The 23,244-nt window shown below is 65.4% G+C and carries 21 protein-coding genes; 14 read left to right on the top strand and 7 right to left on the bottom strand.

The window, feature by feature from the left end; genetic code table 11:
- Positions 1-20 precede the first annotated feature (20 nt).
- From thiC to treY, 3 genes are all read left to right on the top strand, one after another.
- A complete protein-coding gene (gene thiC, locus ACZ46S_RS16700) occupies positions 21-1,841 on the top strand; it encodes a phosphomethylpyrimidine synthase ThiC (protein ID WP_464062641.1) in 1,821 nt (606 codons plus the stop codon).
- 99 nt (positions 1,842-1,940) lie between these two features.
- Positions 1,941-3,440: a 4-alpha-glucanotransferase gene (gene malQ / locus ACZ46S_RS16695; RefSeq protein ID WP_464062640.1), complete on the top strand. Its 1,500-nt coding sequence runs from the start codon at positions 1,941-1,943 to the stop codon at positions 3,438-3,440.
- The gene (gene treY, locus ACZ46S_RS16690; RefSeq protein ID WP_464062639.1) at positions 3,437-6,145 is read left to right on the top strand and encodes a malto-oligosyltrehalose synthase; all 2,709 of its coding nucleotides are present in this window, start codon (positions 3,437-3,439) and stop codon (positions 6,143-6,145) included. The genes malQ and treY overlap by 4 nt, the downstream gene beginning before the upstream one ends.
- 189 nt (positions 6,146-6,334) lie before the next feature.
- On the opposite strand, the gene ACZ46S_RS16685 is transcribed toward treY, so the two are convergent.
- The gene (locus ACZ46S_RS16685) at positions 6,335-6,583 is read right to left on the bottom strand and encodes a CsbD family protein (protein ID WP_295737462.1); all 249 of its coding nucleotides are present in this window, start codon (positions 6,581-6,583) and stop codon (positions 6,335-6,337) included.
- 65 nt (positions 6,584-6,648) lie between these two features.
- Positions 6,649-7,104, bottom strand: a complete 456-nt coding sequence (gene nikR / locus ACZ46S_RS16680) for a nickel-responsive transcriptional regulator NikR (RefSeq protein WP_464062637.1) — start codon at positions 7,102-7,104, stop codon at positions 6,649-6,651.
- A gap of 109 nt (positions 7,105-7,213) precedes the next feature.
- Between nikR and ACZ46S_RS16675 the strand changes: the two genes are divergently transcribed.
- Both ACZ46S_RS16675 and ACZ46S_RS16670 read left to right on the top strand, forming a co-directional pair.
- A complete protein-coding gene (locus ACZ46S_RS16675) occupies positions 7,214-8,272 on the top strand; it encodes a HoxN/HupN/NixA family nickel/cobalt transporter (protein ID WP_464062636.1) in 1,059 nt (352 codons plus the stop codon).
- A 95-nt stretch (positions 8,273-8,367) separates the two neighbouring features.
- On the top strand, positions 8,368-9,567 hold the full coding sequence (locus ACZ46S_RS16670) for an MFS transporter (protein WP_464062635.1): 1,200 nt from the start codon (positions 8,368-8,370) through the stop codon (positions 9,565-9,567).
- 27 nt (positions 9,568-9,594) lie between these two features.
- Here ACZ46S_RS16670 and egtB read toward each other — a convergent pair whose 3' ends face one another.
- The 4 genes from egtB to ACZ46S_RS16650 form a co-directional block, all read right to left on the bottom strand.
- Positions 9,595-10,815 carry an ergothioneine biosynthesis protein EgtB gene (gene egtB / locus ACZ46S_RS16665; protein WP_464062634.1) on the bottom strand — a complete coding sequence of 407 codons (1,221 nt, stop codon included), beginning with the start codon at positions 10,813-10,815 and terminating at the stop codon, positions 9,595-9,597.
- On the bottom strand, positions 10,778-11,743 hold the full coding sequence (gene egtD, locus ACZ46S_RS16660; protein WP_464062633.1) for an L-histidine N(alpha)-methyltransferase: 966 nt from the start codon (positions 11,741-11,743) through the stop codon (positions 10,778-10,780). The genes egtB and egtD overlap by 38 nt, the downstream gene beginning before the upstream one ends.
- Positions 11,744-11,896: 153 nt before the next feature.
- A complete protein-coding gene (locus ACZ46S_RS16655; protein ID WP_464062632.1) occupies positions 11,897-12,184 on the bottom strand; it encodes an NUDIX hydrolase in 288 nt (95 codons plus the stop codon).
- A gap of 334 nt (positions 12,185-12,518) precedes the next feature.
- Positions 12,519-12,872: an ArsC family reductase gene (locus ACZ46S_RS16650; protein WP_464064299.1), complete on the bottom strand. Its 354-nt coding sequence runs from the start codon at positions 12,870-12,872 to the stop codon at positions 12,519-12,521.
- Positions 12,873-13,066: 194 nt separating this feature from the next.
- Between ACZ46S_RS16650 and ACZ46S_RS16645 the strand changes: the two genes are divergently transcribed.
- From ACZ46S_RS16645 to ACZ46S_RS16615, 7 genes are all read left to right on the top strand, one after another.
- Entirely contained in the window at positions 13,067-14,071 is a 1,005-nt protein-coding gene (locus ACZ46S_RS16645) for a sugar ABC transporter substrate-binding protein (RefSeq protein WP_295737442.1), read from the top strand.
- Positions 14,068-15,033 (top strand): ABC transporter permease, encoded by a 966-nt coding sequence (locus ACZ46S_RS16640; RefSeq protein WP_295737439.1) that lies wholly within the window; start codon positions 14,068-14,070, stop codon positions 15,031-15,033. The genes ACZ46S_RS16645 and ACZ46S_RS16640 overlap by 4 nt, the downstream gene beginning before the upstream one ends.
- Positions 15,030-15,770, top strand: a complete 741-nt coding sequence (locus tag ACZ46S_RS16635) for an ATP-binding cassette domain-containing protein (RefSeq protein ID WP_295737436.1) — start codon at positions 15,030-15,032, stop codon at positions 15,768-15,770. The genes ACZ46S_RS16640 and ACZ46S_RS16635 overlap by 4 nt, the downstream gene beginning before the upstream one ends.
- Positions 15,771-15,775: 5 nt before the next feature.
- Entirely contained in the window at positions 15,776-16,783 is a 1,008-nt protein-coding gene (locus ACZ46S_RS16630; protein WP_295737431.1) for a LacI family DNA-binding transcriptional regulator, read from the top strand.
- Positions 16,767-17,669 (top strand): ribokinase, encoded by a 903-nt coding sequence (locus tag ACZ46S_RS16625; RefSeq protein WP_464062631.1) that lies wholly within the window; start codon positions 16,767-16,769, stop codon positions 17,667-17,669. The genes ACZ46S_RS16630 and ACZ46S_RS16625 overlap by 17 nt, the downstream gene beginning before the upstream one ends.
- Positions 17,670-17,681: 12 nt before the next feature.
- Positions 17,682-18,113 (top strand): RbsD/FucU family protein, encoded by a 432-nt coding sequence (locus tag ACZ46S_RS16620; RefSeq protein ID WP_295737425.1) that lies wholly within the window; start codon positions 17,682-17,684, stop codon positions 18,111-18,113.
- Positions 18,114-18,405: 292 nt separating this feature from the next.
- Positions 18,406-19,119: a FadR/GntR family transcriptional regulator gene (locus ACZ46S_RS16615; RefSeq protein ID WP_464062630.1), complete on the top strand. Its 714-nt coding sequence runs from the start codon at positions 18,406-18,408 to the stop codon at positions 19,117-19,119.
- Here ACZ46S_RS16615 and ACZ46S_RS16610 read toward each other — a convergent pair.
- Positions 19,091-20,518: an aspartate ammonia-lyase gene (locus tag ACZ46S_RS16610; RefSeq protein WP_464062629.1), complete on the bottom strand. Its 1,428-nt coding sequence runs from the start codon at positions 20,516-20,518 to the stop codon at positions 19,091-19,093. The two genes, ACZ46S_RS16615 and ACZ46S_RS16610, sit on opposite strands and share 29 nt — an antisense overlap.
- Before the next feature lie 260 nt (positions 20,519-20,778).
- Here ACZ46S_RS16610 and ACZ46S_RS16605 point away from each other — a divergent pair, with 260 nt between their 5' ends.
- On the top strand, positions 20,779-22,245 hold the full coding sequence (locus ACZ46S_RS16605; protein ID WP_464062628.1) for an amino acid permease: 1,467 nt from the start codon (positions 20,779-20,781) through the stop codon (positions 22,243-22,245).
- Positions 22,242-23,204: an asparaginase gene (locus ACZ46S_RS16600; RefSeq protein WP_464062627.1), complete on the top strand. Its 963-nt coding sequence runs from the start codon at positions 22,242-22,244 to the stop codon at positions 23,202-23,204. Before ACZ46S_RS16605 ends, ACZ46S_RS16600 begins: the two co-directional genes overlap by 4 nt.
- The last annotated feature ends 40 nt before the right edge of the window (positions 23,205-23,244 follow it).

The raw sequence follows: 23,244 nt of genomic DNA, 5'->3' as shown, positions 1-23,244 counted from the left end.
GCTACAAAGGGAGACGAGCCGTGGATATCGAGACCAAGACCCTCAGCGTGACCACAGGGCCGATTACCGGATCGCGCAAGATCTATTCACCAGCGCCCGGACATCCTGAAATCGCGGTCCCGTTCCGGGAGGTCGCCCTGCACCCCAGCGCGAATGAAGCGCCGCTGCAGCTTTATGACACTTCCGGCGCCTATACCGACCCGGCTGAGCCCATCTCGCTTGAGGACGGATTGCCGAAATTGCGTGATGCCTGGCTCAGCAAACGTGGCTTGCGCACCTATGTAGGGCGTGCGGTGAAAGCAGAGGATAATGGCTACCCCAGCGCGGAGACGCTCGTGCCACCCTGCCCGGCGGCGCATGAAGTGCGAATGGGCGATGAGGCTGCACTGGTGACGCAATATGAATTTGCCCGCGCCGGCATCATCACCGAGGAGATGATCTATGCCGCGCACCGGGAAAATCTCGGCCGGGCGGCCGCGCATGAGCAGGCGCAGGCGCGGTTGGCGGATGGTGAGAGCTTCGGCGCCTCCTTGCCGGAATTCGTCACGCCTGAATTCGTGTGTGCGGAAATCGCCGCCGGGCGGGCCATTCTGCCGGCAAATATCAACCATCCGGAGCTGGAACCGATGGTGATCGGCCGCAATTTCCTGGTGAAGATCAATGCGAATATCGGCAATTCCGCGGTAACCTCCGATGAAGCTGCGGAGGTGGAAAAGCTGGTCTGGGCGATCCGTTGGGGGGCGGATACAGTGATGGATCTCTCCACCGGACGGAATATTCACAATATCCGCAGCTGGATCCTTCGGAATTCCCCGGTGCCGATCGGCACTGTGCCGCTTTATCAGGCGCTTGAAAAAGTAGGCGGAGATGCGGCGAAGCTGGATTGGGCGCTGTACCGCGATACGCTGATCGAACAGGCCGAGCAGGGGGTGGATTATTTTACCATCCATGCCGGGGTAAGACTGGCGCATATACCGCTGACGGCGCGGCGCGTCACCGGCATCGTCTCACGCGGCGGCTCGATCATGGCGCAATGGTGCCTGGCGCATCACCGGGAAAGTTTTCTCTACGAGCATTTCGACGAAATTTGCGATATCATGCGCCGCTACGATGTGTCGTTCTCGCTGGGTGACGGGCTGCGCCCTGGCTCAAACGCGGATGCGAATGACGCTGCGCAGTTTGCGGAGCTGGAGACGTTGGGCGAGCTGACGCGCAGGGCCTGGGCGAAAGGCTGCCAGGTGATGGTGGAAGGCCCAGGCCATGTGCCGATGCATAAGATTAAAGACAATATGGATAAGCAACTCGCCACCTGCGGCGAGGCGCCATTCTATACGCTGGGACCGCTGACCACGGATATCGCGCCCGGCTATGATCATATCACCTCGGCGATCGGGGCGGCGATGATCGGCTGGTTCGGCACCGCCATGCTCTGCTATGTCACCCCCAAAGAGCATCTCGGCCTGCCGAACCGGGAAGATGTGAAAACTGGGGTGATCACCTACAAGCTGGCGGCTCATGCGGCGGACCTGGCGAAGGGACATCCGGCGGCGCGGCTGCGTGATGACGCGCTTTCCCGGGCGCGTTTCGAATTCCGCTGGGAGGATCAGTTCAATCTCGGACTTGATCCGGATACGGCACGAGCCTTTCACGACGAAACGCTGCCGAAGGAGGCGCATAAGAGCGCGCATTTCTGCTCAATGTGCGGGCCGAAATTCTGCTCGATGAAGATCAGCCAGGATATCCGCGCCGAGGCGCAGCGCCAGGAGGGGATGGAGGCGATGCGCGCCGCCTTCACCGAGGCCGGCGGCGCGCTTTATGTGCCAAACAAAGACAAAGGCTGATGAATGCTGGGCGGGAGCAGATAGCAGTATGACCTCGCCGTCGCCCCGGGGCGTGCATATGGCCTGGCCCAGACGCAGGGGCGGCTTTGGGGGCTGGCCTTGCAGCTTTATGCGCTGCGCCGGATGGATGATGGCGGCATCGGCGATTTCGCGGCGCTGGCGGCGCATGGGCGCGAGGCGGCGGCGCAAGGGGCGGATGCGATCGCGCTCAGTCCGGTCCACGCATTGTTTGCGGGCGATGTTACACGCTATGCGCCCTATGCCCCGTCCAGCCGCATCGCGCTGAATGTGCTGCACATCGCCCGCGATGCCATCGCCCCGCCGGATGGGTTGATCGACTGGCCGCGCGCCGCCGCGCGCAAGCTCGCCTTGCTGCGGCAGGATTTCGATCATGGCATCGACGAGGCCGGGCTGGCCGCCTATCGGGCCCAGGCCGGGGCGGATCTGGAGCAGCATGCGCGGTATGAGGCGCTCAGCCTGCATCTGGGCGTCTGCGACTGGCGGCGTTGGCCGGACGCGTATAGGCACCCGGACAATCCGGCGCTGGCGGATTTCGCCGGCGCTTATGCCAAGGAGATCGCCTTCCATGCCTGGCTGCAATGGCAGGCGGAGGCCGGGCTGGAGGCGGCCCAGCAGGCCTGCCGCGGTGCGGGGGCGCGGGTCGGGCTGATCAGTGATCTGGCGGTGGGTACCAGCGCGGATGGCGCCCAGGCCTGGGGGCGGCAGAGCGAGATGTTGAACGGGTTGGAAATCGGCGCGCCGCCGGATCTGTTCAACCAAGAGGGCCAGGGCTGGGGCATTACCGGCTTCTCGCCGTTGGGGCTGCGGCGCAGCGGGTTTTCCGGCTATCTCGCCATGCTGCGCCACGCGCTGCGCCATGCCGGCGGCGTGCGCATCGACCATGTGATGGGGTTGAAGCGGCTCTGGGTGGTGCCGCTGGGGCGCTCGCCGCGTGAGGGCGCGTATCTCTCAATGCCGTTCCAGGATCTGCTGCGCCTGACCGTGCTGGAATCGACCCGCCACCGCGCCATCGTGCTGGGCGAGGATCTCGGCACGCTGCCGCAAGGGCTGCGCGCGGATCTGGCGCGCGCCGGAATTGCCGGGATGCGGGTGCTCTGGTTCGAGCGGCGCGGCAAGAGCTTCGTCTCGCCCGCCCGCTGGTCGCCGGAGGCGGTGGCGATGACCACCACCCATGATCTGCCGACGGTGGCCGGCTGGTGGCGGAGCGAGGATATCGCCTGGCGGCGGCGGCTCGGGCGGACCAGCGAGGATGAGGCGGCGCGGAGGGAGGATCGCGCCGCTTTGTGGGCGGCGTTTCGCCGCTCCGGCGCCAGCCGCGCGGCGCAGCCTGGCCCACAGGAGGCCGAGCCGGTGACGCTGGCGGCGGCACGGCATCTCGGCAAGTCAGCCTGCGCGCTGGCGCTGCTGCCGATCGAGGATGCGCTGAGCAGCCCGGATGCACCCAACCTGCCCGGCACCACCGACGAGCACCCGAACTGGCGCCGCCGCCTGCCCGCGGATGCGCCGAGCTTATTCGCCCGGGAGGATGTGAAGGCCCGGCTCTCCGCCCTTGATCAAGCCCGCAAGGAGGCAAAATGACCCTGCGCACCACGCCGCGCGCGACCGCCCGGCTGCAATTCCACAAGGATTTCACCCTCGATGACGCGGTGGCGTTGGTGCCCTACTACGCGGCCCTTGGGGTCTCGCATCTCTACGCCTCGCCGCTGCTGACCGCCCGCGCGGGGTCGATGCATGGCTATGACGTGATCGACCCGACACGGATCAACCCGGAGCTGGGTGGCATGGCCGCGCTGGAGCGGCTGGGGGCGGCGCTGCGGGCGCATGAGATGGGACTGCTGCTGGATATCGTCCCCAACCATATGGCGGTGGGCGGTGCGGACAATCCCTGGTGGCAGGATGTGCTGGAGCATGGGCAACGCAGCGCCTATGCGGATTTTTTCGATATCGACTGGGACAATCCGGACCCGCTGCTGAACAAGCGGGTGCTGGCGCCGTATCTGGGCATGCAATATGGTGAGGCGCTGCAATCCGGCGAGATCAAGCTGACGCTGACCCCATCGGGCGGGCTGGTGCTGCGCTATCAGGAGCATGAATTGCCGCTCTCACTGGCCAGCACCGCGCCATTGCTGCGCGGCCTCTCAGCGTCTGTCGCGCAGCTTTTCGCCGTGGCGGCGCAAGCGGCCGATCCCGCCCGGGCCGGCGCACCGGCGAAAGCGGCGCTGCTGGATTTCGCCGCCGCACGGCCGGAGGCTCTGGCGGCGCATCTGGCGCGCTTCTCCACCCCGGCCCGGCTGCACCAGCTTTTGCGCCGGCAGCATTACCGGCTGGCCTGGTGGCGCACCGCCGCCGCCGAAATCAATTGGCGCCGCTTCTTCGACATTAACAGCCTGGCAGGACTGCGGGTAGAGCGGCCGGAGGTGTTCAACGCCACCCATGGGCTGATCCTGGAGCTTTATGCGCGCGGGCTGATCGACGGGGTGCGGGTGGACCATGTGGACGGGCTGGCGGCACCCGGCGCCTATCTGCGCAAGCTGCGACGGGCGATGGCGGCCGCCGGGGGGCGCCGCCCGGAAGCCGCCGCGCACGGTGCGCCCTACATCGTGGTGGAAAAGATCCTGGCGGCGGGCGAGACGATGCCGGCGCGCTGGCAAGCGGATGGCACCACCGGCTATGATTTCATGGATCAGGTGAGCGCGGTGCTGCACGACCCGTCAGGCGAGGCTGAGCTGACCGCGCTGTGGAGCCTGACCGGGCGCGGCACGGATTTTCTGCAAATGGAGGACCAGACGCGCCGGCAGATTTTGCGCGACAGCCTGGCCGGCGAGCTGACCCGGCTGGCCGGGCTGCTCACTCGGCTGGCAAGGCGGCAGCGCAACACCACGGATTTTTCCTATTACGTGATCAAGCAAGGGTTGCAGGAGCTGCTGGCCGCCTTTCCGGTCTATCGCCTCTATGCTGGCCCGGCCGGGGCGGATGCGGAGGATGGGCGTGCCTTCGATACGGCGATGGCGCTGGCCGCCCAGCGAATCCGCCGCGCGGACCGGCCGGTGCTGGACCTGCTGCGCCACTGGCTGCTGGAGGCACGGCCCTGCGCCCTGCCCGCCGGCGCGGCGCGCGCGCTTTTGTTGCGAACGCGCATTGCCTTTCAGCAACTCTCCTCCCCCACCGCGGCGAAAGCCGTGGAGGATACGGCGTTTTACCGGTTCGGGCGGCTACTCTCGCGCAACGAGGTTGGCTCCAACCCCGGCCAGTTCAGCCTCACCCCGGCCAGCTTCCACGCCCAGGCGGCTTGGCGCGGCGCCTTCACCCCTGGCGCGATGCTCGCCACCGCCACCCATGACCATAAACGCGGCGAGGATACGCGCGCGCGCCTGGCGGTGCTCTCTGAAATTCCCGGCGAGTGGGAGCTGGCGGCGACGCGTTGGATGCGGCTGAACGCGGCGATCCGTGAGCCGGTGGGGCCGGATGCGGCGGACGAGCTGATGCTCTACCAGATGCTGGTGGCGGGCTGGCCGCTGGGGCTGGAGGCGCAGCACCAGGCCGGGATCGAGGCCTATGGTGCGCGGGTGGCCGCCTGGCAGCAGAAATCCCTGCGCGAGGCCAAGATGCATTCGGAATGGGCGGCGCCGAATGAGGAGTACGAAGCGGCCTGCGCGCGCTTTTTGATGGCCTGCCTGGATGCCAGGCGACCGATGCTCTACGAGCTGATCGCTTTCGCCAACCGCATCGCCGGCGCCGGGGCGATTAACGGGCTGACGCAGACGCTCTTGCGCCTGACCGTGCCGGGTGTGCCGGATCTCTACCAAGGCACGGAATTCTGGGACCAAAGCTTTGTCGATCCGGATAATCGCCGGAAGGTGGATTTCACTGCCCGCATCGCCGGGCTGCGCCAGCGGCCGGAAGACCTCACCGCCTGGCGGGATGGGCGGGTGAAGCAGAGTGTGTTCGCCCGCGCCCTCGCTGCCCGCCGGGAGATGCACGGGCTGTTCGCCCATGGCAGCTACGAGGCGCTGGAGGCGGAAGGGGATATGGCGGCGCATCTCATCGCCTTCCGCCGGGCGGATTTGCGGCATGAGATGCTGGCCATCGGCACCCGGCTGGCGGGGGGCTTCATGGTGCAGATTCCGCTGCTGCCGCCTCATGTCTGGGGCACCACCCACCTCGTGGTGCCGTCCGGGCGCTGGCGCGATGAGCTGACCGGCACGGAGTATGAAAGCCGCGGCACGCTGCTGTTGCGTGAAGTGCTGGCGAAGCTGCCGGTGGCGCTGGTGCGGCGGGTTTGACATCGCGCGGCTGCTCGATCTCGCTTCTGCGGATCGGCGGCGCTGGAGCATGATATGTTGCTGTGGACGCGACAGCGTTAGAGAATAAATCGAAATTTTGCACAGAAAACAGAGCATCAAGCTTGATGCTCTGTTTTCTCAAGGTCGCCGGATAGGGCAACAGAACGGGGCCTTGCGGCCCCGTTTTGGTTATTTGCGCATCAGCCAACCGGCGAGGAAGGAGACGCCGGCAACAGCCGCCAGCGCCGCCAGGGGCTTCTCCTTCACGTTCTCGATCACATCATCGACCGAGGCGCCGAAGCTGCGCTGCGCCTGCCCGGCGGCCTGGTTCCACTTGCCCTCGGCCTGGGTCTTGGCATCGCCGGTTAGCCCGCCCAACGCATCCTGCACGCGGCCACCAAACTCACGCGCCGCGCCTTTGATTTCGTTTTCATCCATTACATAAACCTCCTTGGTCTAGCTTGCATGTAGGCGACGCGGGCGCAGGGCCAATGACGAGAAAATTAAGAGTTTGAAGTGCGCGCCGGCGTGTGGCTGTGGCTATGCGCGCCATGCTCATGCGCAGGGGCGGGAATGAGGTGCAGATGCGCGTGGCGGACGCCGCGCTGGGCGGTCAGCCGATCCGCATGGCGCTGCACCGCCTGCGCCGGGCCACGCAAAATCGCCACCTCCAGACACTCATCATGGCCGAAATGCACATGGGTGGTGGCGACGCTGAGGTCATGCTGATGGTGCTGCGCTTCCACCAGGCGCTGCGGCAGGTCGCGCTGAGTGTGGTCGTAGACATAGGTCAGTGTGGCGACGCAGGATGTGGCGCCATCGCGCAGATGCTCCTGGCGCGCCGCCTCGCGCAGCATCTCCCGCACTGCCTCCGAACGGCTGGCATAGCCGTGCAGCGTCGCCAGCGCGTCCAGCTGGGCGAGAAGCTCGTCATCGATGGTGATGGTGACCCGTTCCATGTGCGGAGTGTGCGGCGAATGCGGCGTCGGGGCAATCTACGTTAAATAGCGTATGACAAAATTTTGTTTTCCTCATACGCTCCAGAGGCAGGTAACGGAGGCAGGCTTTATGCTGGGAGCGTTGAGGCGGGCGATGGCGGGAGGGGCCGGCCGGCGCGTGGCGCTGATGTTGCTGGCTCTGGTGCTTGCCAATGCGCTGCTTTGGGGCGGAGCGTTCAGCCTGTTGCGGCATTATACGCTGCTGCTCGGCACCGCGCTGCTGGCTTACGGCTTCGGGCTGCGCCATGCGGTGGATGCCGACCATATCGCCGCCATCGACAATGTCACCCGCAAGCTGATGCAGCAGGGGCAGCGCCCGGTTGGGGTGGGGCTGGCCTTTTCGCTCGGCCATTCCACCATCGTCTTCGCGCTCTCCGCCGCCGTGGCGCTGACCGCGGCGGCGATCCAGGGGCGGTTTAATGCGCTGTCCAACTGGGGCGGCCTGTTCGGCACGCTGGTCTCCGGCCTGTTCCTGCTTGGCATGGCGGCCCTCAATCTCAGCATTCTGCTCGGGCTGTTCAGAAGCTTCCGGCGCGTGCGCAAGGGCGGCGCCTACCGGGAAGAGGAGCTGGATCTGCTGCTGGCCCGACGCGGGTTTTTCGCCCGGCTGTTCCGCGGCCTGTTCGGAATGGTCCAGCATAGCTGGCAGATGTATCCGATCGGCCTGCTGTTCGGGCTGGGCTTTGATACCGCGACCGAGGTCGGTCTGCTCGGCATTTCCGCCGCTGCCGGCAGCAAAGGGCTGCCGATCTGGACGATCATGATCTTCCCGGCTCTGTTCACCGCCGGCATGGCGCTGATTGACACGGCGGATTCCATTCTGATGCTCGGCGCTTATGGTTGGGCCTTCATGAAGCCGATGCGCAAGCTGTTCTACAACCTGACCATCACGGCAGTCTCGGTGCTGGTGGCGGTGGGGATCGGCGGGATCGAGCTGCTCGGAATGATCCAGGGCGCCTTCGCGCTCACCGGGCGGTTCTGGGACCAAGTATCCTGGCTGAATGATGATGCTGTCTTCGGGCTGCTCGGCTACGTCATCGTGGCGGTGTTTGTGGTGGCATGGCTGACCTCGGTCGCGATCTATAAGCTCAAACGTTATGACGAGCTGGAGATCGCGCCGGGCGACTAGCGCTCTTTCATTCGCCACCCGCCGCGCCACATTGAAACCAGCAGCATAAGGGGGAGCGGATGCAGGCGCGCACGCGGCACAGGCGGGGATTGTCCTTGGCTATTCTGATCCTGGCCGGCTGCGTGAATTATCTGGACCGTTCGGCCCTTTCCATCGGCAATCCACAAATCCGCCAGGAGCTGCATCTCACTTACGGCCAGATGGGGCTGTTGCTGGCGGTGTTCGCCTGGGCCTACGGGCTGGCGCAACTACCCGCCGGGGCGGCAATCGGCCGGTTCGGGGCGCGCAAAGCGCTCAGCGCCGGGCTGGTCTTGTGGTCGGCGGCGCAGATCGGCGCCGGGTTCGTGACCGGGCTGGGGTCGTTTCTGGCCGCGCGCGTCGCGCTGGGGCTGGGCGAGTCGCCAATGTATATCGGCGGCACCCGGGTCTGCGCGGATTGGTACAAGGTGAGCGAGCGGGCCTTGCCGATTTCGCTGTTCAACGCCTCCTCCGCTTTCGCGCCGGCGCTGGCGCCGCCGCTGCTCACGCTGTTGATGCTGGCCTGCGGCTGGCGCGGGATGTTCGTGGTTGCCGGGCTCGTCGGGCTGGCGGTGGCGCTGGGCTGGGTGCTCTATTACCGCGATCCGGCGCAGGCGGGGCTGAGGCCGGAGGAGCTCGCGGAGATCGCGCCGGACGATGAGGGCGATGAAGCCGGGCTTGGCTGGGTGCTGCGCCAGCCGACCAGCTGGGCTCTGTTTTTCGGGTTCTTCGGGATCATCTATGTCTCCTGGCTCTATGCCACCTGGCTGCCGGGTTATCTGGAGACGGCGCGGCATCTCTCCGTCGGCAAGGCCGGGTTTCTATCGAGCTTGCCATTGTTGGCGGGGTTTGCCGGGGCGGTGCTGGCAGGGTTTCTGGCGCGCGGGCTGGGGCGGCTGGGCTTCAGCCCGGCCTGGGCCTGCCTGGCGCCGGTGATCGCCGGCATGGCGCTGGCCAGCGCCTGTACCCTGGCCGCCGCTCTGGTCTCAGGGCTGGGCGCGGCGATCACGCTGATCGCGGCGGGGCTGTTCGGCGCCAATCTGGCCTCCAGCTGCGGCTGGGCCCTGGCGGCGATCATCGCCCCGAACAAGGCGGTGGCAACGCTGGAGGCGGTGCAGAATGTCGGCGCCTCGATGGGCGGGGCGCTCGCGCCGCTGCTGACCGGGCTGGTGGTGCAGGCCACCGGATCCTTCACCCCCGCCTTCCTGCTGGCGGCCCTCATCGCCCTCGCCAGCGCCGCGATTTACGCAATCGGCGCTCGCCGGCGGCTGGTTTGAGCGCGCAGGGGCGGCGCTGGCGCCGCGCTACAACGATTTGGCCAGACGCAGCCCGGTGAATTGCCAACGCGCCTCGGTGGGGAAGAAATTTCGGTAGCTGACACGGGCATGGCCGGGCGGCGTGGCGAGCGAACTGCCGCGCAGCACATATTGGTTGGCCATGAACTTGCCATTATACTCGCCCACCGCCCCGGCCGCCGCCTGGAAGCCCGGATAGGGCGCGTAGGCGCTGCTGGTCCATTGCCAGGCGGCACCGAAAAGCTGCGGCAGGTCCGGCCGATGCCGCGCCGCCGCTTCCCATTCGGCTTCAGTGGGCAGGCGGGCGCCGGCCCATTGCGCATAGGCCGCCGCCTCGAAATAAGAGAGATGCAGCACCGGCTCATCCGGTTGCAACGCCTCCAAGCCGCGCAGGCCGAAGGTGCGCCAGCCTTGCGCGCCGCATCGCCAATAGAAAGGATGGCTCAGCCCATTGGCCCGTACAAAATCCCAGCCGGCGGAGAGCCAAAGCGCCGGCTGCGTGTAGCCGCCATCCTCGATGAAGCGCAGATAGTCGCCATTGGTCACCAGCCGGTCGGCCAAGGCGAAGGGTTCCAGGAAGACGCGGTGGCGCGGCAGCTCATTATCGAAACAGAAGCCATCTTCCTGATGACCGATCCGCACCAGGCTCTCCGGGAACGCCACCCATTCCATCGTGCCGGGTGCCATGGCGGGCTGCGGCGCATCCTCGTCATACACCGGATAGAGCGGGTTCTGCGCCAGCAGATGCAGGCAATCGGTCAGGATCAGCTCCTGATGCTGCTGCTCATGCTGCAGCCCAAGCTCGACCAGAGCTTCCAGTTCCGCCCCCAAACCGGCCTCGAACAGGCGGGACATGCGCGCATCCACATTCGCCCGATAGGCCAGAACCCGCGCCAAGCCCGGCCGGGTGAGCAGCCCGCGCTGCGGCCGCGCGAATTTTTCCCCGACGCCGTTATAATAGGAGTTGAACAGCACCCTGAAGGCCGGATCGAACGCGGTGAAGCCGGGCTCATGCGCCTCCAGGATGAAGGTTTCGAAGAACCAGCTGGTATGGGCGAGATGCCATTTCACCGGGCTGGCATCGGGCATGGATTGCGCCGCACAATCCTCCTCCGACAGGGGCGCGGCCAAAGTGCGGCTATGCGCGCGCACCGCAGCGAAGCGCGCCGCCAGGGCGCTGGCCGCTTGCGCCTCAGCCTGCGCGCGCATGGCAGACCAGGTAGGCATCATCGGGGTCGCTCCAGCAGGCGATATCGCTGAAGCCGGCGCCGTGCAGCATCTCCTCGATGCCGGCGCGGTTAAATTTGTAGCAATTCTCGGTATGGATGGTCTCGCCGGCGGCGAAATCCCGGCCGCCGCCGGGCCAGCTGACATGGCAGGCGGAAGCGGCCTGCAAATGCATTTCCACGCGGCTATGGGCAGCGTTGAACACGGCCTTGTGCCGCCATCCCGTCAGATCGAAATCGCTGCCGAGCAGATGGTTGGTCTGGCGCAGCGCGTTGCGGTTGAAGGCGGCGGTGACCCCCAGCGCATCGTCATAAGCGGCTTCCAGCGTCGCCGCTTGCTTCACCAGATCGAGCCCGATCAGCAGATCGCCGCCGGCGGCGCGCAGCGTTTCCAGAAACAGCCGCGCCTGCACCGGCGAGAAATTGCCGAGCGAGGAACCGGGATAGAAGAACAGCTTGTTGGGCAACGCCTGCACGCCAGCGGGCAAAACGAAACGTTCCGAGAAATCCAGCTCGACCGGGTGGATTGCCAGATCCGGATAGGCCTGGGCCAACGGCTTCACCGCCGCGCGCAGGAAGGACGCGGAAATATCCACCGGCACGTAATGCCGCGCCCGCAGCCGGGCGAGCAGCTTGAAGGCCTTGGCGCAATTGCCGGCGCCGAGATCGATCAACGCCACATCCGCACCGGCGCGTTGGGCGATGGCGGTGAGGTTCTGGCATAAAATCCGCGCTTCGGTGCGGGTGAGGTAATATTCATCGAGTTCACAGATCGCCTCGAAGAGTTTCGAGCCCTGGGTGTCGTAGAAATATTTCGGCGGCAGGGTCGCGGTGCGGCGGGAGAGGCAGGATGCCAGCTCCTGCCGGGCGTGCGCCGCATTGATGGCGATCTGCTCGCCCGCTTCGCGCCTGGGTGGTGTGGCTGGTTGCAACGTCGCCGCCCTTTCACTGTTATATCTGCGCTTCTAGGTGGGCAGTCCCTCGCCGCCCCGCAAGCGAGAAAGCACCTGGCACGTGCTACAAGGCGGCAATACGAGCTTCATGAAGCTGCATGCGGAAGCCACAGTGAGCGCGGCATCTCCGGCTCAGCCGTGGCGGCTGCCGCCGCGGCCACGGGCCTGTTTGGTCAGGCCGCGCCCATTATCGACACGCTCAGCCAGCCAGTCGCGGATGATCTGCGCCAGCGCGGTTTCCTCCACTTTGCCGGCGGCCTCCCGGGCTGGAAACCAGACCCGCCGGCAATGGGGTTTTTCCGGCCAGGTGGCGGCCTCGTTGGAGACCAGCAGCGGGAAGATCTCCACCTCGGCGCTCTGCTCACCTCCTTCGGGCGGGCGCAGAGTCGAAGCATAGGGGCCGAGCGCCCTGCGCGACATCGCCCCCTCACCCCGGCCTGCTGAAACGCCTCGATTTCGGCTGTACGGTGGGGGTGGCGCTCATCGCTGGGCGCCCCTTTGGGAATGCTCCAGCCGCGCGTCGCCCGGCTGTTGATGAGCAGGATCTCCAGCCCATGCCGGCCCAAGCGGTAAGGCAGGGCGGCAACGAGCGGCAGCGCGGGATTATCGGGGTTCGCCATGCCCCGGTTTGGCCAATCGGGGGCGCGATGTCCAGGCCACCATCACAGCGTCCCCCCCTCCTGCGTCTCAGGCGGGCGCCGTGGCGCCCGCCTGTTATGTCCGAGGCCGCTCTGTCGGCGTCCCTGGCAAAATCTCACGCGGAAAACAGCGCCGCGTAACGCTCCGGCTTGAACCCGACGACAATCCCGGCCCCGCAAACGAGAACCGGACGCTTGATCATCGAAGGCTGCGCCTGCATCAAATCCAGCGCCTTGGTTTGCGTCAGATCCGCGCGGGCGTCTTCGGGAAGTTTACGAAACGTCGTGCCGGCGCGATTGAGCAGTCCCTCCCACCCAACGGCGTCCGCCCAGATAGCCAGTCGCGTCCGGTCAATGCCCGCCTGCTTGTAATCGTGAAACACGTAGTCGATGCCGTGCGCATCCAGCCAGGACCTCGCTTTTTTCATCGTGTCGCAGGCTTTGATGCCATAGAGTGTGGGTCTGCTCATCGTCGCCCTCAATTTCAGCTTCGACGCCATTATACACGGCCGGATCGTCGATAAAATTCCGCAGCGCAGCAAAAATCAGCTGAAAAAATCTCTTTACACCCGCCGGGCTTCCCAATATTAAACGTTTAACCTGCGAAGATCAGGCGGCCAAGCCACGTTAAAACAAGCGGCGCGAAATGCCGCAGGGGGAAATGATGAACCGTTCGATACGCCATATTCTGGCGGGGGCCGCGTCCATTTGCGCGCTCACCTTCGCCACCACAGCACTCAGCCACGCCCAGACCGCGAAACCGCGGATCGCCATCGTGGTGCGCGACTTCAACAATCCCTATTGGCGGGCGCTGCGCGATGGCGCCGTGGCCGAGGGCAAGAAGCTGGGCGTGCCGGTGAGCGTGCAAGCCGGCGCCAGCGAGACCGACGCGGTCGGCGAGAACGCCAAGATCTCGACCATGGCCAATGAGAATTTCAGCTGCTTCGGGGTGGTGCCGGTGAATGGCACCAATGTCATCACACCGCTGATCCCGATTTCGCAGAAGAACATCCCGATCATCAATCTCGATACCGGGCTGGACCCTGACGCGGTGAAGGCGGCGGGGCTCAAGATCACCAGCTTCATCGGCTCGGACAATACCAATGCCGGTGAGCTCGCCGCCAATTATATGCTGGGGCTGCTCGGCGATCATGGCGATGTCGCGATTCTGGAAGGTATCCCTGGCGAGCATAACGGCATTCTGCGCGAGGGCGCGTTTCGCAAAACCACCGCCGGCAAGCTGAACATCGTTCAGGCCGAAGCGGCGGATTATGAGCGCGACCGGGCAATGACCGAGACCGAGGCGATGCTGCGCGTGCACCCCACCCTCGCCGGCATTTTCGCCGCCAATGACGAGATGGGGCTGGGCGCTGCCCAGGCCATCGCCAATGCCGGCAAGTCCGGGCAGATCAAGGTCGTCTCCATCGATGGGGTGAAGGAGGCGCTGCAGGCCGTGCAGTCCGGCAAACTCTCTGGCTCCGTCTCGCAATATCCCTATGCCGAGGGCGAGATGGCAGTGCAGGCTTGCGATGCCCTCTCCCAGGGCAAATCCGTGCCCGCCCAGATCACCGCGCCGATTAAACTGATCACGCCGAAGAATGCCGACGCCGCGCTGAAATCCTTCCCGCGGCCGTTCTTCAGCTTCACTGATCCGTTCGGCGCGCCGTGAGCGAAGCCGTGGCCAGGCCAGGCGGGATCGCGTTGAAGCTGCGCGATCCCGGCTTTTGGGGCGATAACGCCGCGCTGATCGGGCTGATCGTGATCGGCGCGGTGTTCTCGGTGCTCACCCCTTATTTCCTCACCTGGGCGAATATCAGCGATCTGCTGGTCTCCGCCTCGATCCTGCTGGTGCTGGCCACGGCGCAGCAATTCGCCATCGTCACCGGCGGCATCGATCTCTCCATCGCCGGCAATCTGCCCTGGGCGGCAGTGATCTTCGGGCTGGCCTATAATGGCGGGTTCGGCATCGCGCTCTCGGCGCTGGCAGCGATTGCCGCCGGCACGCTGGTCGGGCTGGTGAACGGCCTGGTCATCGCCAAGCTGAAAGTGAATGATTTCATCGCCACGCTGGGCATGCTGGGGGTGATGAACGGGCTGGCGCTAATCGTCAGTTCCGGCCAGTCCTTCAGCGTCACCAGCCCGTTCCTGCAGGCGCTGGCGCTGGGCTCGATCGGGCCGGTGCGGTATTTCTATCTGATCGCCCTGCTCATCGCCGCCGGCGCGCATCTGCTCTTCACCCATACCGCCTTCGGCACGCATGTGCTGGCCACCGGCGGCAACCGGGAGGCGGCGCGCAATATGGGCATTCCGGTCAACCGTATGCGCATCGCCGTGTATGTCATCGATGGCGCGCTGGTCGGGCTGGCCGCCATTCTGCTGGTGGCGCGCACCGGTGGCTCGGACCCGTCCCTGCAAACCTCGCAGCTGCTCACCTCTATCGCCGCGGTGGTGCTGGGCGGCAGCTCGCTGTTCGGCGGGCGCGCGGCGATTTTGGGCACCGTGGCCGGCGCGCTGGTGCTCACCACCTTGCTCAACGGCTTCACGCTGTTGCAGATTTCGGAATTCTATCAACCCATCGCGGTCGGCATCGTCGTCATCGCCGCCGCCATTCTCAGCAGGTTGCAACGATGAGCCCGGTTCTGGAGGTGAAGGATCTGCGCAAGCAGTTCGGCGCGGTGGAGGCACTTCGCGGCGCCGAGCTGTGCTGCCCGGCAGGGGAAGTGACGGCGCTGGTCGGCGATAATGGCGCCGGCAAATCCACGCTGATCCGCTGCATCACCGGTGTGCATCCACCGGATGGCGGCAGCATCAGCTTTCGCGGCGAGCCGGTGCGCTTTAGCGCCCCCACCGAGGCCCGCGCCAGAGGCATCGAGACGGTCTATCAGGATCTCGCTTTGATCGAGGATCTCGCCGTCTGGCAGAATATGTTTCTGAACCGGGAGCTGACCGGCGGCTTCGGCCCGCTGCGCTGGCTGCAGCGGCGCCGGATGATCGAGGAAACCCAGGCGCGGCTGGGACGGCTGCTGGTGAATATGCCGCCGGTGCGCGCCAAGGTGCGCCGGCTCTCCGGCGGGCAGCGCCAATCCATCGCCATCGGCCGCGCCGCCTCCTGGGGCTCGGCGCTGGTGATCATGGATGAGCCGACGGCGGCGCTGGGCCTGCGTGAGCGGGGGGCGGTGGAAACGCTGATCGGCAATCTGCGCCATGAGGGCATCGCGCAGCTGATCATCAGCCACGATCTGGAGCAGGTGATGCGGATTTCCGACAGCATCTGGGTGATGCGCGGCGGCCGCACCATCGCGCAGTGGCGCACCAAGGAGGTCGACCGCACCCAGGTGGTCGCGGCCATCGCTGGCGGCACCGCCTAAGCGCGATGGCCCGCCGTCCCGGCCCATCCCTGCACGATGTCGCGCGCCGCGCGGGGGTTTCCACCGCGACCGTGTCCTTCGTGCTGAATGACAGCAAGCCGGTCGCGGCGGAGACGCGCCAGCGCGTGGAGGAGGCGATCAGCGCGCTGAATTACCGGCGCAGCCTCTCGGCGCGGGCACTGCGCACCGGGCGGCACCATGCGGTGGGGCTGCTGCTGCCGGATCTGATCAACCCGTTCTTCCCGGCGCTGGCGCAGGCGGTGACGCAGGCCGCTTGGCAGCGCGGCCATGCCTTGATTTTAGCCAGTGCCGGCATCGACCATGAGGCGGAGAGCGAGGCGCTGGCGGCGCTGGCGGAGCGGGCGGACGGCATCATCTGGATTCCAGGCTCCACCCGCATCGCCACCCGACCCAACCTGCCGATGGTGGTGCTGGACCGGCCGGATGCCAGCCTCGCCGCCTATGACAGCATCAGCGCCGATCACCGGGCCGGCGGCGCGGCGGCGGCGGCGCTGCTCCGCCGGCTCGGGCGGCGGCGGGTGGGGCTGCTGGCCGGGCCGGCGCAATCCCCCAGCGCCACCAGCCGGCAAGAGGGGTTTCTGGAGAGCTGGGCGCCGCAGACGCCATTATGGATCCGCGAAGCGCCGTTCACGCTGGATCTGCCACGCCAGGCGGTGAAAGCCCTGGCCGACCCGGCGCTGGATGCGGTTTTCGCCGCCAGCGATGTGATGGCGATCGGCGCGCTGCGCACGCTGCACGAACTCGGGCGGCGGATTCCGGAGGATGTGATGCTGATCGGCTATGACGACATACCCTGGGCGGCGCTGGTGGAGCCGCAGCTCACCACCATCCGCCAGCCGGTGGCGGCACTCGGCGAGTGCGCGGTGGCGACATTGGAGGCGCGCATCGCCGCCCCCGACAGCCCCGCCGTGCACCATATTCTGCCAATCAGCCTGATCGAACGGGCATCGACCATCATGTCGGGAGGGACAGCGCGTGCTCGTCATCGGTAGCGCCAACATGGATGTCGTGGTGCGGGCGGACCGCGCCCCGGCGGCGGGGGAGACGGTGCTGGGGCTGGATTACGCGCTCTATCCCGGCGGCAAGGGCGCCAACCAGGCCATCGCCGCCCGCCGCGCCGGCGCCCAGGTGAAGTTTTGCGCCTGTCTCGGCGAGGATTCGCATGGCACGGCGCTGCAAGCCGCGCTGGCGGCTGACGGGGTGGAGCTTTCCGGCCTGCGCCACTGTGAAACCCCAAGCGGTGTGGCGCTGATCACGGTAGAGGCGAGCGGGGAGAACCGCATCATCGTGGTGCCCGGGGCCAATCATCGGCTCACCCCGGAGATGCTGCCCGACTCCGTCCCGCCCGGGACGCTGCTGCTTGCCCAGCTGGAAGTGCCGATTGAGACCGTCCTGGCAGGAGCGGCGAAAATCCGCGCCACCGGCGGCTGCGTGGTGCTCAACCCCTCCCCCATCGCGGGGCTGGCGGAGACGGCGCGTGCCCGACTGCTGGAAGCCGCCGATGTGGTGTTGGCGAATGAGAGCGAGGCGGCGGCGCTGCTCGGCATGCCGACCCTGGCCGACCCGGCGCTGGCGGCGCGGCGCCTGGCCCAGGGGCGGTGCGCGGCGGTGATCACCCAGGGGGCCAAGGGCGTGGTTTGGGCCGGCAGCGAGGGGCATGGCGAAATGCCGGCCCATGACATCACCCCGCTCGACACCACCGCCTGCGGCGATGCCTTCGCCGGCGCCTTCGCCGCGGCGCTGGAGGAAGGCGCGGCTCTGGCGCGGGCGGTGCGCTTTGGCAACGCCGCCGGCGCCTTGGCGGCGCTCACCCGCGGCGCCCAGCCCTCTTTACCCCGGCGCGACGCGATTCTCGCCCGCCTCGCTTTATCCCCCTGACGGAGTACCACTATGCTGCACGGTATCGACCCCTTGCTCACCGCCGATCTGCTGCACGCCCTGCGCGCCATGGGCCATGGCGACAGCATCTGCCTTGTCGACGCGAATTTCCCCGCCACCGCCTGCGCGCGCCGGCTGATCACCCTGCCGGGGCTGGAGATCGACCGCGTGTTCGAGGCGGTGCTCAGCGTGCTGCCGGTGGATGATTTCATCCCGCTGCCGCTGCTGACCATGCAGGTTGTCGGTGCGCCGCAGGAGGTGCCGGAGGCGGTGGCGCAGATCCGCCAGATCGCGCAGGAAAACGGCGTCACCCCGGACCGGCTGGGCACGATCAGCCGCGAGGCGTTTTACGACCAGGCCCGCGCCAGCTACTGCATCGTGCAGACCGGCGATAGGCGGCTTTATGCGAATGTCATCATCACCAAGGGGGTGATCCGGCTCTGAATTGGCTCGATATGCGCGCCCCGCTCGCCTGCATGACGAGCGAAGCGCCGGGCGCATGGTTGCTTTTCCGCCTCTGGGTGCGGCGCAGTTTTGTTTTCGCGGAGAACCGCATCCTCGAAGGTTTTCATGCCGCACGGACGGCGCCTTTGGCGATATGCGCATTTCGCCGGGACGTGGCGGCGTTGCCATTGCCTGGCCGTCCGCTTAATCTGACAAATCTTGGAAACGCTCGACCAGACCGGCATATTTCATGGCGGGAGCGACGCGGTATGTTTTAGTAAAGAGCCTCATAATGAACGACGTGACGGCTTGGCTGTCCAACGCACATCCGGTTGACAAGAAAAACGCCGCCGAGACGGTTTTTGATGACATACGTTCCGCCATCACCGCGGGGCGTTTGCCGGTGGGCGCGCGTCTGCCTTCCGAGGTGCAGCTGGCACGTGGCTACCAGGTAAGCCGCCCCGTGATCCGCGAAGCATTGCGCTCATTGCAGACTTTGGGCCTGACCCAGACCCGCACCGGCAGCGGCACGTTTGTGGTCACGGCAGCGCCCGACCCTAAGCTCAGCTATGGGACATATTCGGCCCGTGACCTGATCGAGGCGCGCCCGCACATAGAAGCGCCAGCCGCTGCCTTGGCCGCGCGGCGCCGCAGTACGGCGCAGGCCGCCAGGCTTCTGAATTTGTGCGACGAGATGGAGCGCGAGGAGGAGCTTGGCGCGTGGAGCGGGTTGGATGGCGCGTTTCACAGCCTGATCATCGAGGCCTCGGGAAATGCCGTGTTCGGCAAAATTCTGGGCGATATTCAAAACGCGCTGCTGCGGCAATCGGCATTGCTCAATCTGATGGCGCATCGGCGGGAATCCTCGAATGTCGAACACCGCCGGATCGCCGAGGCGATCGCGGCGGGGCTTGAGCAGGAGGCTCAGGACGCCATGAGCGCCCATCTCACCCAGGTCAAGAATGTCCTGAACGACATTATCGACCGGACTCAGGCGCTTGAGTGACGGGGGCTAGCTGGTTGAGCAGCCGCTCGGGCGTCAAGAGCGCGCTGAGTTCGGCGGCGGAGAGATAGCCGCCCTCGAGCGTGACATCCACGATAGTACGGTTGGTCTCCAGGGCCTGCTTGGCGATCTTGGTGGCCGCCTGATAGCCGATGAACGGGTTGAGAGCCGTCGCGAGCCCGATGGAGTCCCGCACCCGCTGGGCCATCACCGGTTCATGGGCGGTGATGCCGTCAACACAGCGCGTGGCCAGGGTGCGGCAGGCGGCGGAGAGGGTGAGCAGGCTATCGAGCAGGGAGCGCGCGATGACGGGTTCGAAGGCGTTGAGCTGAAGCTGCCCGCCTTCGGCCGCCATGGTGATGGTCATATCATTGCCGATGACTGTGAAAGCCACCTGGTTCACCACTTCGGGAATGACCGGGTTGACTTTGCCCGGCATGATGCTCGAACCCGCCTGCATAGGAGGCAGGGAGATTTCACCCAGTCCGGCGCGCGGGCCAGAGGACAGCAGGCGCAAATCGTTGCAGGTTTTAGATAGCTTGACCGCGACGCGCTTGAGAACGCCGGACAGATGCACGAAGGCGCCGGGGTCCTGGGTAGCCTCGATGAGATCGCTGGCGGTCACCAGCGGGCGGCCGGTGAGCCGGACGAGATGAGCACAGGCCCGCGCCGCATAGCCGGCCGGCGCGTTGAGGCCGGTGCCGATCGCGGTCGCGCCGAGATTGATTTCGTGAAGCAAGGAAGCTGATTCGATGAGCCGCGCCCGGTCTTCGCCAAGCATCACCGCGAAGGTACGGAATTCCTGGCCGAGTGTCATGGGCACGGCATCTTGCAACTGGGTCCGGCCGATTTTTAGAAGCCCCTGAAAAGCCTGGGCTTTGCGTTCAAAGGCTTGTTGCAGAACATCCATTGAGGCGGCGAGGTCCTCCACCGCCTCGATCAGGGCGATGTTGAGCGCCGTGGGGTAGGCATCGTTGGTTGATTGGCTGAGATTGACATGGTCGTTGGGGTGAAGCCGGGCGTAATCGCCCCGCTGGCTGCCCAGCACCTCGAGGGCGCGGTTGGCGACCACCTCATTGGCATTCATGTTGGTAGAGGTGCCGGCGCCGCCCTGGATGACATCGACCACGAACTGATCGCGCAGCGCGCCGGCCCGGATTTCCTGGCAGGCCTGGACGATGGCCGCCAATCGCTCGGCGTCGAGCAAACCGAGTTCATGATTGGTGCAGGCGGCCGCCTCTTTCACAAACATCAAGCCCCGGATCAGGTGGGGGTAATGGCCGATCGGAATGCCGGTGATCTGAAAATTCTCCACCGCCCGGGCAGTGTGAACGCCCCAATAGACGTTGGCCGGAATCTCCTTGGGACCCAGGAGATCATGTTCGATACGCGGTGCAACCATGGTCGTTTCCTTTTGTTTATGAATTTTCGATCTGTAAAGCTGTAAGACCAATTTTCAGGTACCCTTGTCGTTTTGGGGCGTCAATTGATGGAATGGGATTTTGCAAGGATGGCAGGACTTCAAAAATAAGCCTTGCTGTTAAGCTGTAATACAGATATGGAGCCCATGCGTTGCGCCGGCTTCATATCGGCCGTGCTGTGCCTGGAAGCGCCGGCGCCGGTTGATGACGCCCACGAAATACAACCCCATGGAGAGGGATAATGTCAGAGGAAACAAAGGCTTACGAAAAAGCTGTGCAAAAAATAGAAATTGCGGAGGATGCGGGTTACCGCAAGGCGCTGAAACGCCGACAGATTCAGATGATCGCGGTTGGCGGGGCGATTGGCACGGGGCTGTTTCTGGGGGCCGGCGGACGGTTTGCGCTGGCCGGGCCGGCGCTGGTGTTTGTTTACGCGCTCTGCGGCTTTTTCGCCTTTCTGGTGATGCGCGCATTGGGTGAATTGATCATGCACCGTCCCAGCTCGGGCTCATTCGTCTCTTATGCGCGGGAATTCTATGGCGAGAAGATGGCTTTCACGGTGGGGTGGATGTATTGGCTGAACTGGGCCATGACATCAGTGGCGGATGTCACCGCCGCGGCGCTCTATATGAATTTCTTCCAGCATTATGTGCCCTGGCTGCAGGGCATCCCGCAATGGGTGTTCGCCCTCTCGGCGCTGCTGCTGGTGCTGGGCATGAATTTGCTGTCTGTGAAGGTGTTTGGCGAGCTGGAATTCTGGTTCAGCCTGCTCAAGGTGTCATCGCTGGTGGCGTTTCTGGCCGTCGGTATTTATTTCGTCGTCAGCGGTACGCCCATTGATGGCCATACCCCGGGGCTGAGCCTGATTACCGGCAATGGCGGCTTTTTTCCGCACGGCATCCTGCCGGCATTGATCATCGTGCAGGGCGTGGTGTTCGCCTATGCCGCGATCGAGGTCATCGGCACGACGGCTGGAGAGAGCGAAAATGTCCAGGCGGTGATTCCCGGCGCCATTCGGTCGGTGGTTCTGCGCCTGGTCGTGTTTTACGTGGGTTCGGTGCTGCTGCTGGCGGTGCTGCTGCCTTATACGGCCTATAGCGCCGGCGAGAGCCCGTTTGTGACCTTCTTCGGCAAGCTTGGGTATAATGACGTGGCCATCATCATGAATTTGGTGGTGTTGACGGCGGTGCTGTCCTCTCTCAACGCGGGTCTTTATTCCACCGGCCGGATTTTGCACGCACTGGCGGCCTCGGGCTCGGCGCCCGCCGTGTTGATGAAGATGAACAAGGCCGGTGTGCCTTATATCGGGGTTGCCGTTACCGCCGTGGTGACGATGATCGGCGTCGGGCTCAATGCCATCGTGCCCTCCTCCGCGTTCGAGATCGCGCTCAATGTCGCGGCGTTGGGCATTATTTCCGCATGGGGCGTCATTATCCTGTGTCAGCTCAAGCTCTGGCATAAAGCCCGGCGCGGCGAGATGACCCGGCCGGCCTTCCGCATGATGGGCGCGCCTTATACGGGCATTCTCACGCTGGTGTTTCTGGCCGGGGTGCTCGTGCTGATGGCGTTCGATTACCCGACCGGCACCTGGACGATGGCGTCTCTTATTGTCATCGTGCCGTTGCTGGCTGTGGGCTGGCATTTGATGCGCCACCGCCGCGCCCAGGCGGCGGTGGTGAAGTTTCAAACTGAGCAGGAGCCGGCGTGAGCCTTGACGATGCCAAACCACTGGTGGCGGTGATCGCCACCGGTGGCACAATTGCCAGCCAGCGTGGGGCCAGCGGGGCGAGCGCGCCCACGCTGACGGGAGAGAGCCTGCTGGCGCTGGTGCCCCATGACGGGTGCCGGCTCCGCATCCTGGATTTGATGGCCAAGGATTCCGCGAGCCTCACGCTCGATGATCTACAACGGATCAGCGATGCGGTGCAGGCACAACTGCACGACCCCGATGTGGCGGGGGTGGTGGTTTTGCACGGCACGGACGCGATGGAGGAAACCGCGCTGCTGGTGCATGTGCAGCGGCAACTGACCAAGCCGGTGATCTTCACCGGGGCGCAATTTACCTCGGACCATGCCAAGCCGGACGGCCCGGCCAATCTTGCGGGTGCGATCGCGGCGGCGCTTCGCCCCGCGCATGCGGCGCAAGGTGTTTTGCTTTATTTCGATGAAAAGCTGCTGCCGGTCTGGGGTGTTTATAAATACTCCACCGAAATGGCCGATGCCTTCCGCCAGGCCCGGCCGATGGCATCGCCGGAAAGCCTGGCCCTTGGTGGGGATGTTGGGGCGGTCCGTGTTGATATCATCGCGGTTTATCCGGGGTGCGACCAGACGCATCTGCGAGCAAGCCTGGCGGCTGGGGCCGACGGCATCGTTCTGGCCGCGTTGGGCTCGGGCAATGCCAATCCGCAGTTGGTGGAGGCGGTGCGGCAGTGTACGGCACGCGCTGTGCCGGTGGTGATTTCCAGCAGGGTGCCGAATGGGCTATTGACCAGCTCCTATGGTGGCGGCGGCGGCGGGCATGATCTGGCCGCTGCGGGAGCCATTCAGGCCAGCATCTTGCGGCCCGGCCAAGCACGGATTTTACTGGCGGCACTCATTGCGGCAGGGCGCGACAAACAGCAGATGCGCGCGACGTTTGGCCAGGACAAATCTATCACTCCGGCGTGAAACGCCTGCCGTGATAACCGCTCAGCGCTCGTAAAAGCGC

This window comes from Acidocella aluminiidurans (genome assembly GCF_055383125.1).
The sequence above is the reverse complement of the archived record's forward strand: the minus strand, read 5'-3'. Positions and strand labels throughout refer to the sequence as shown.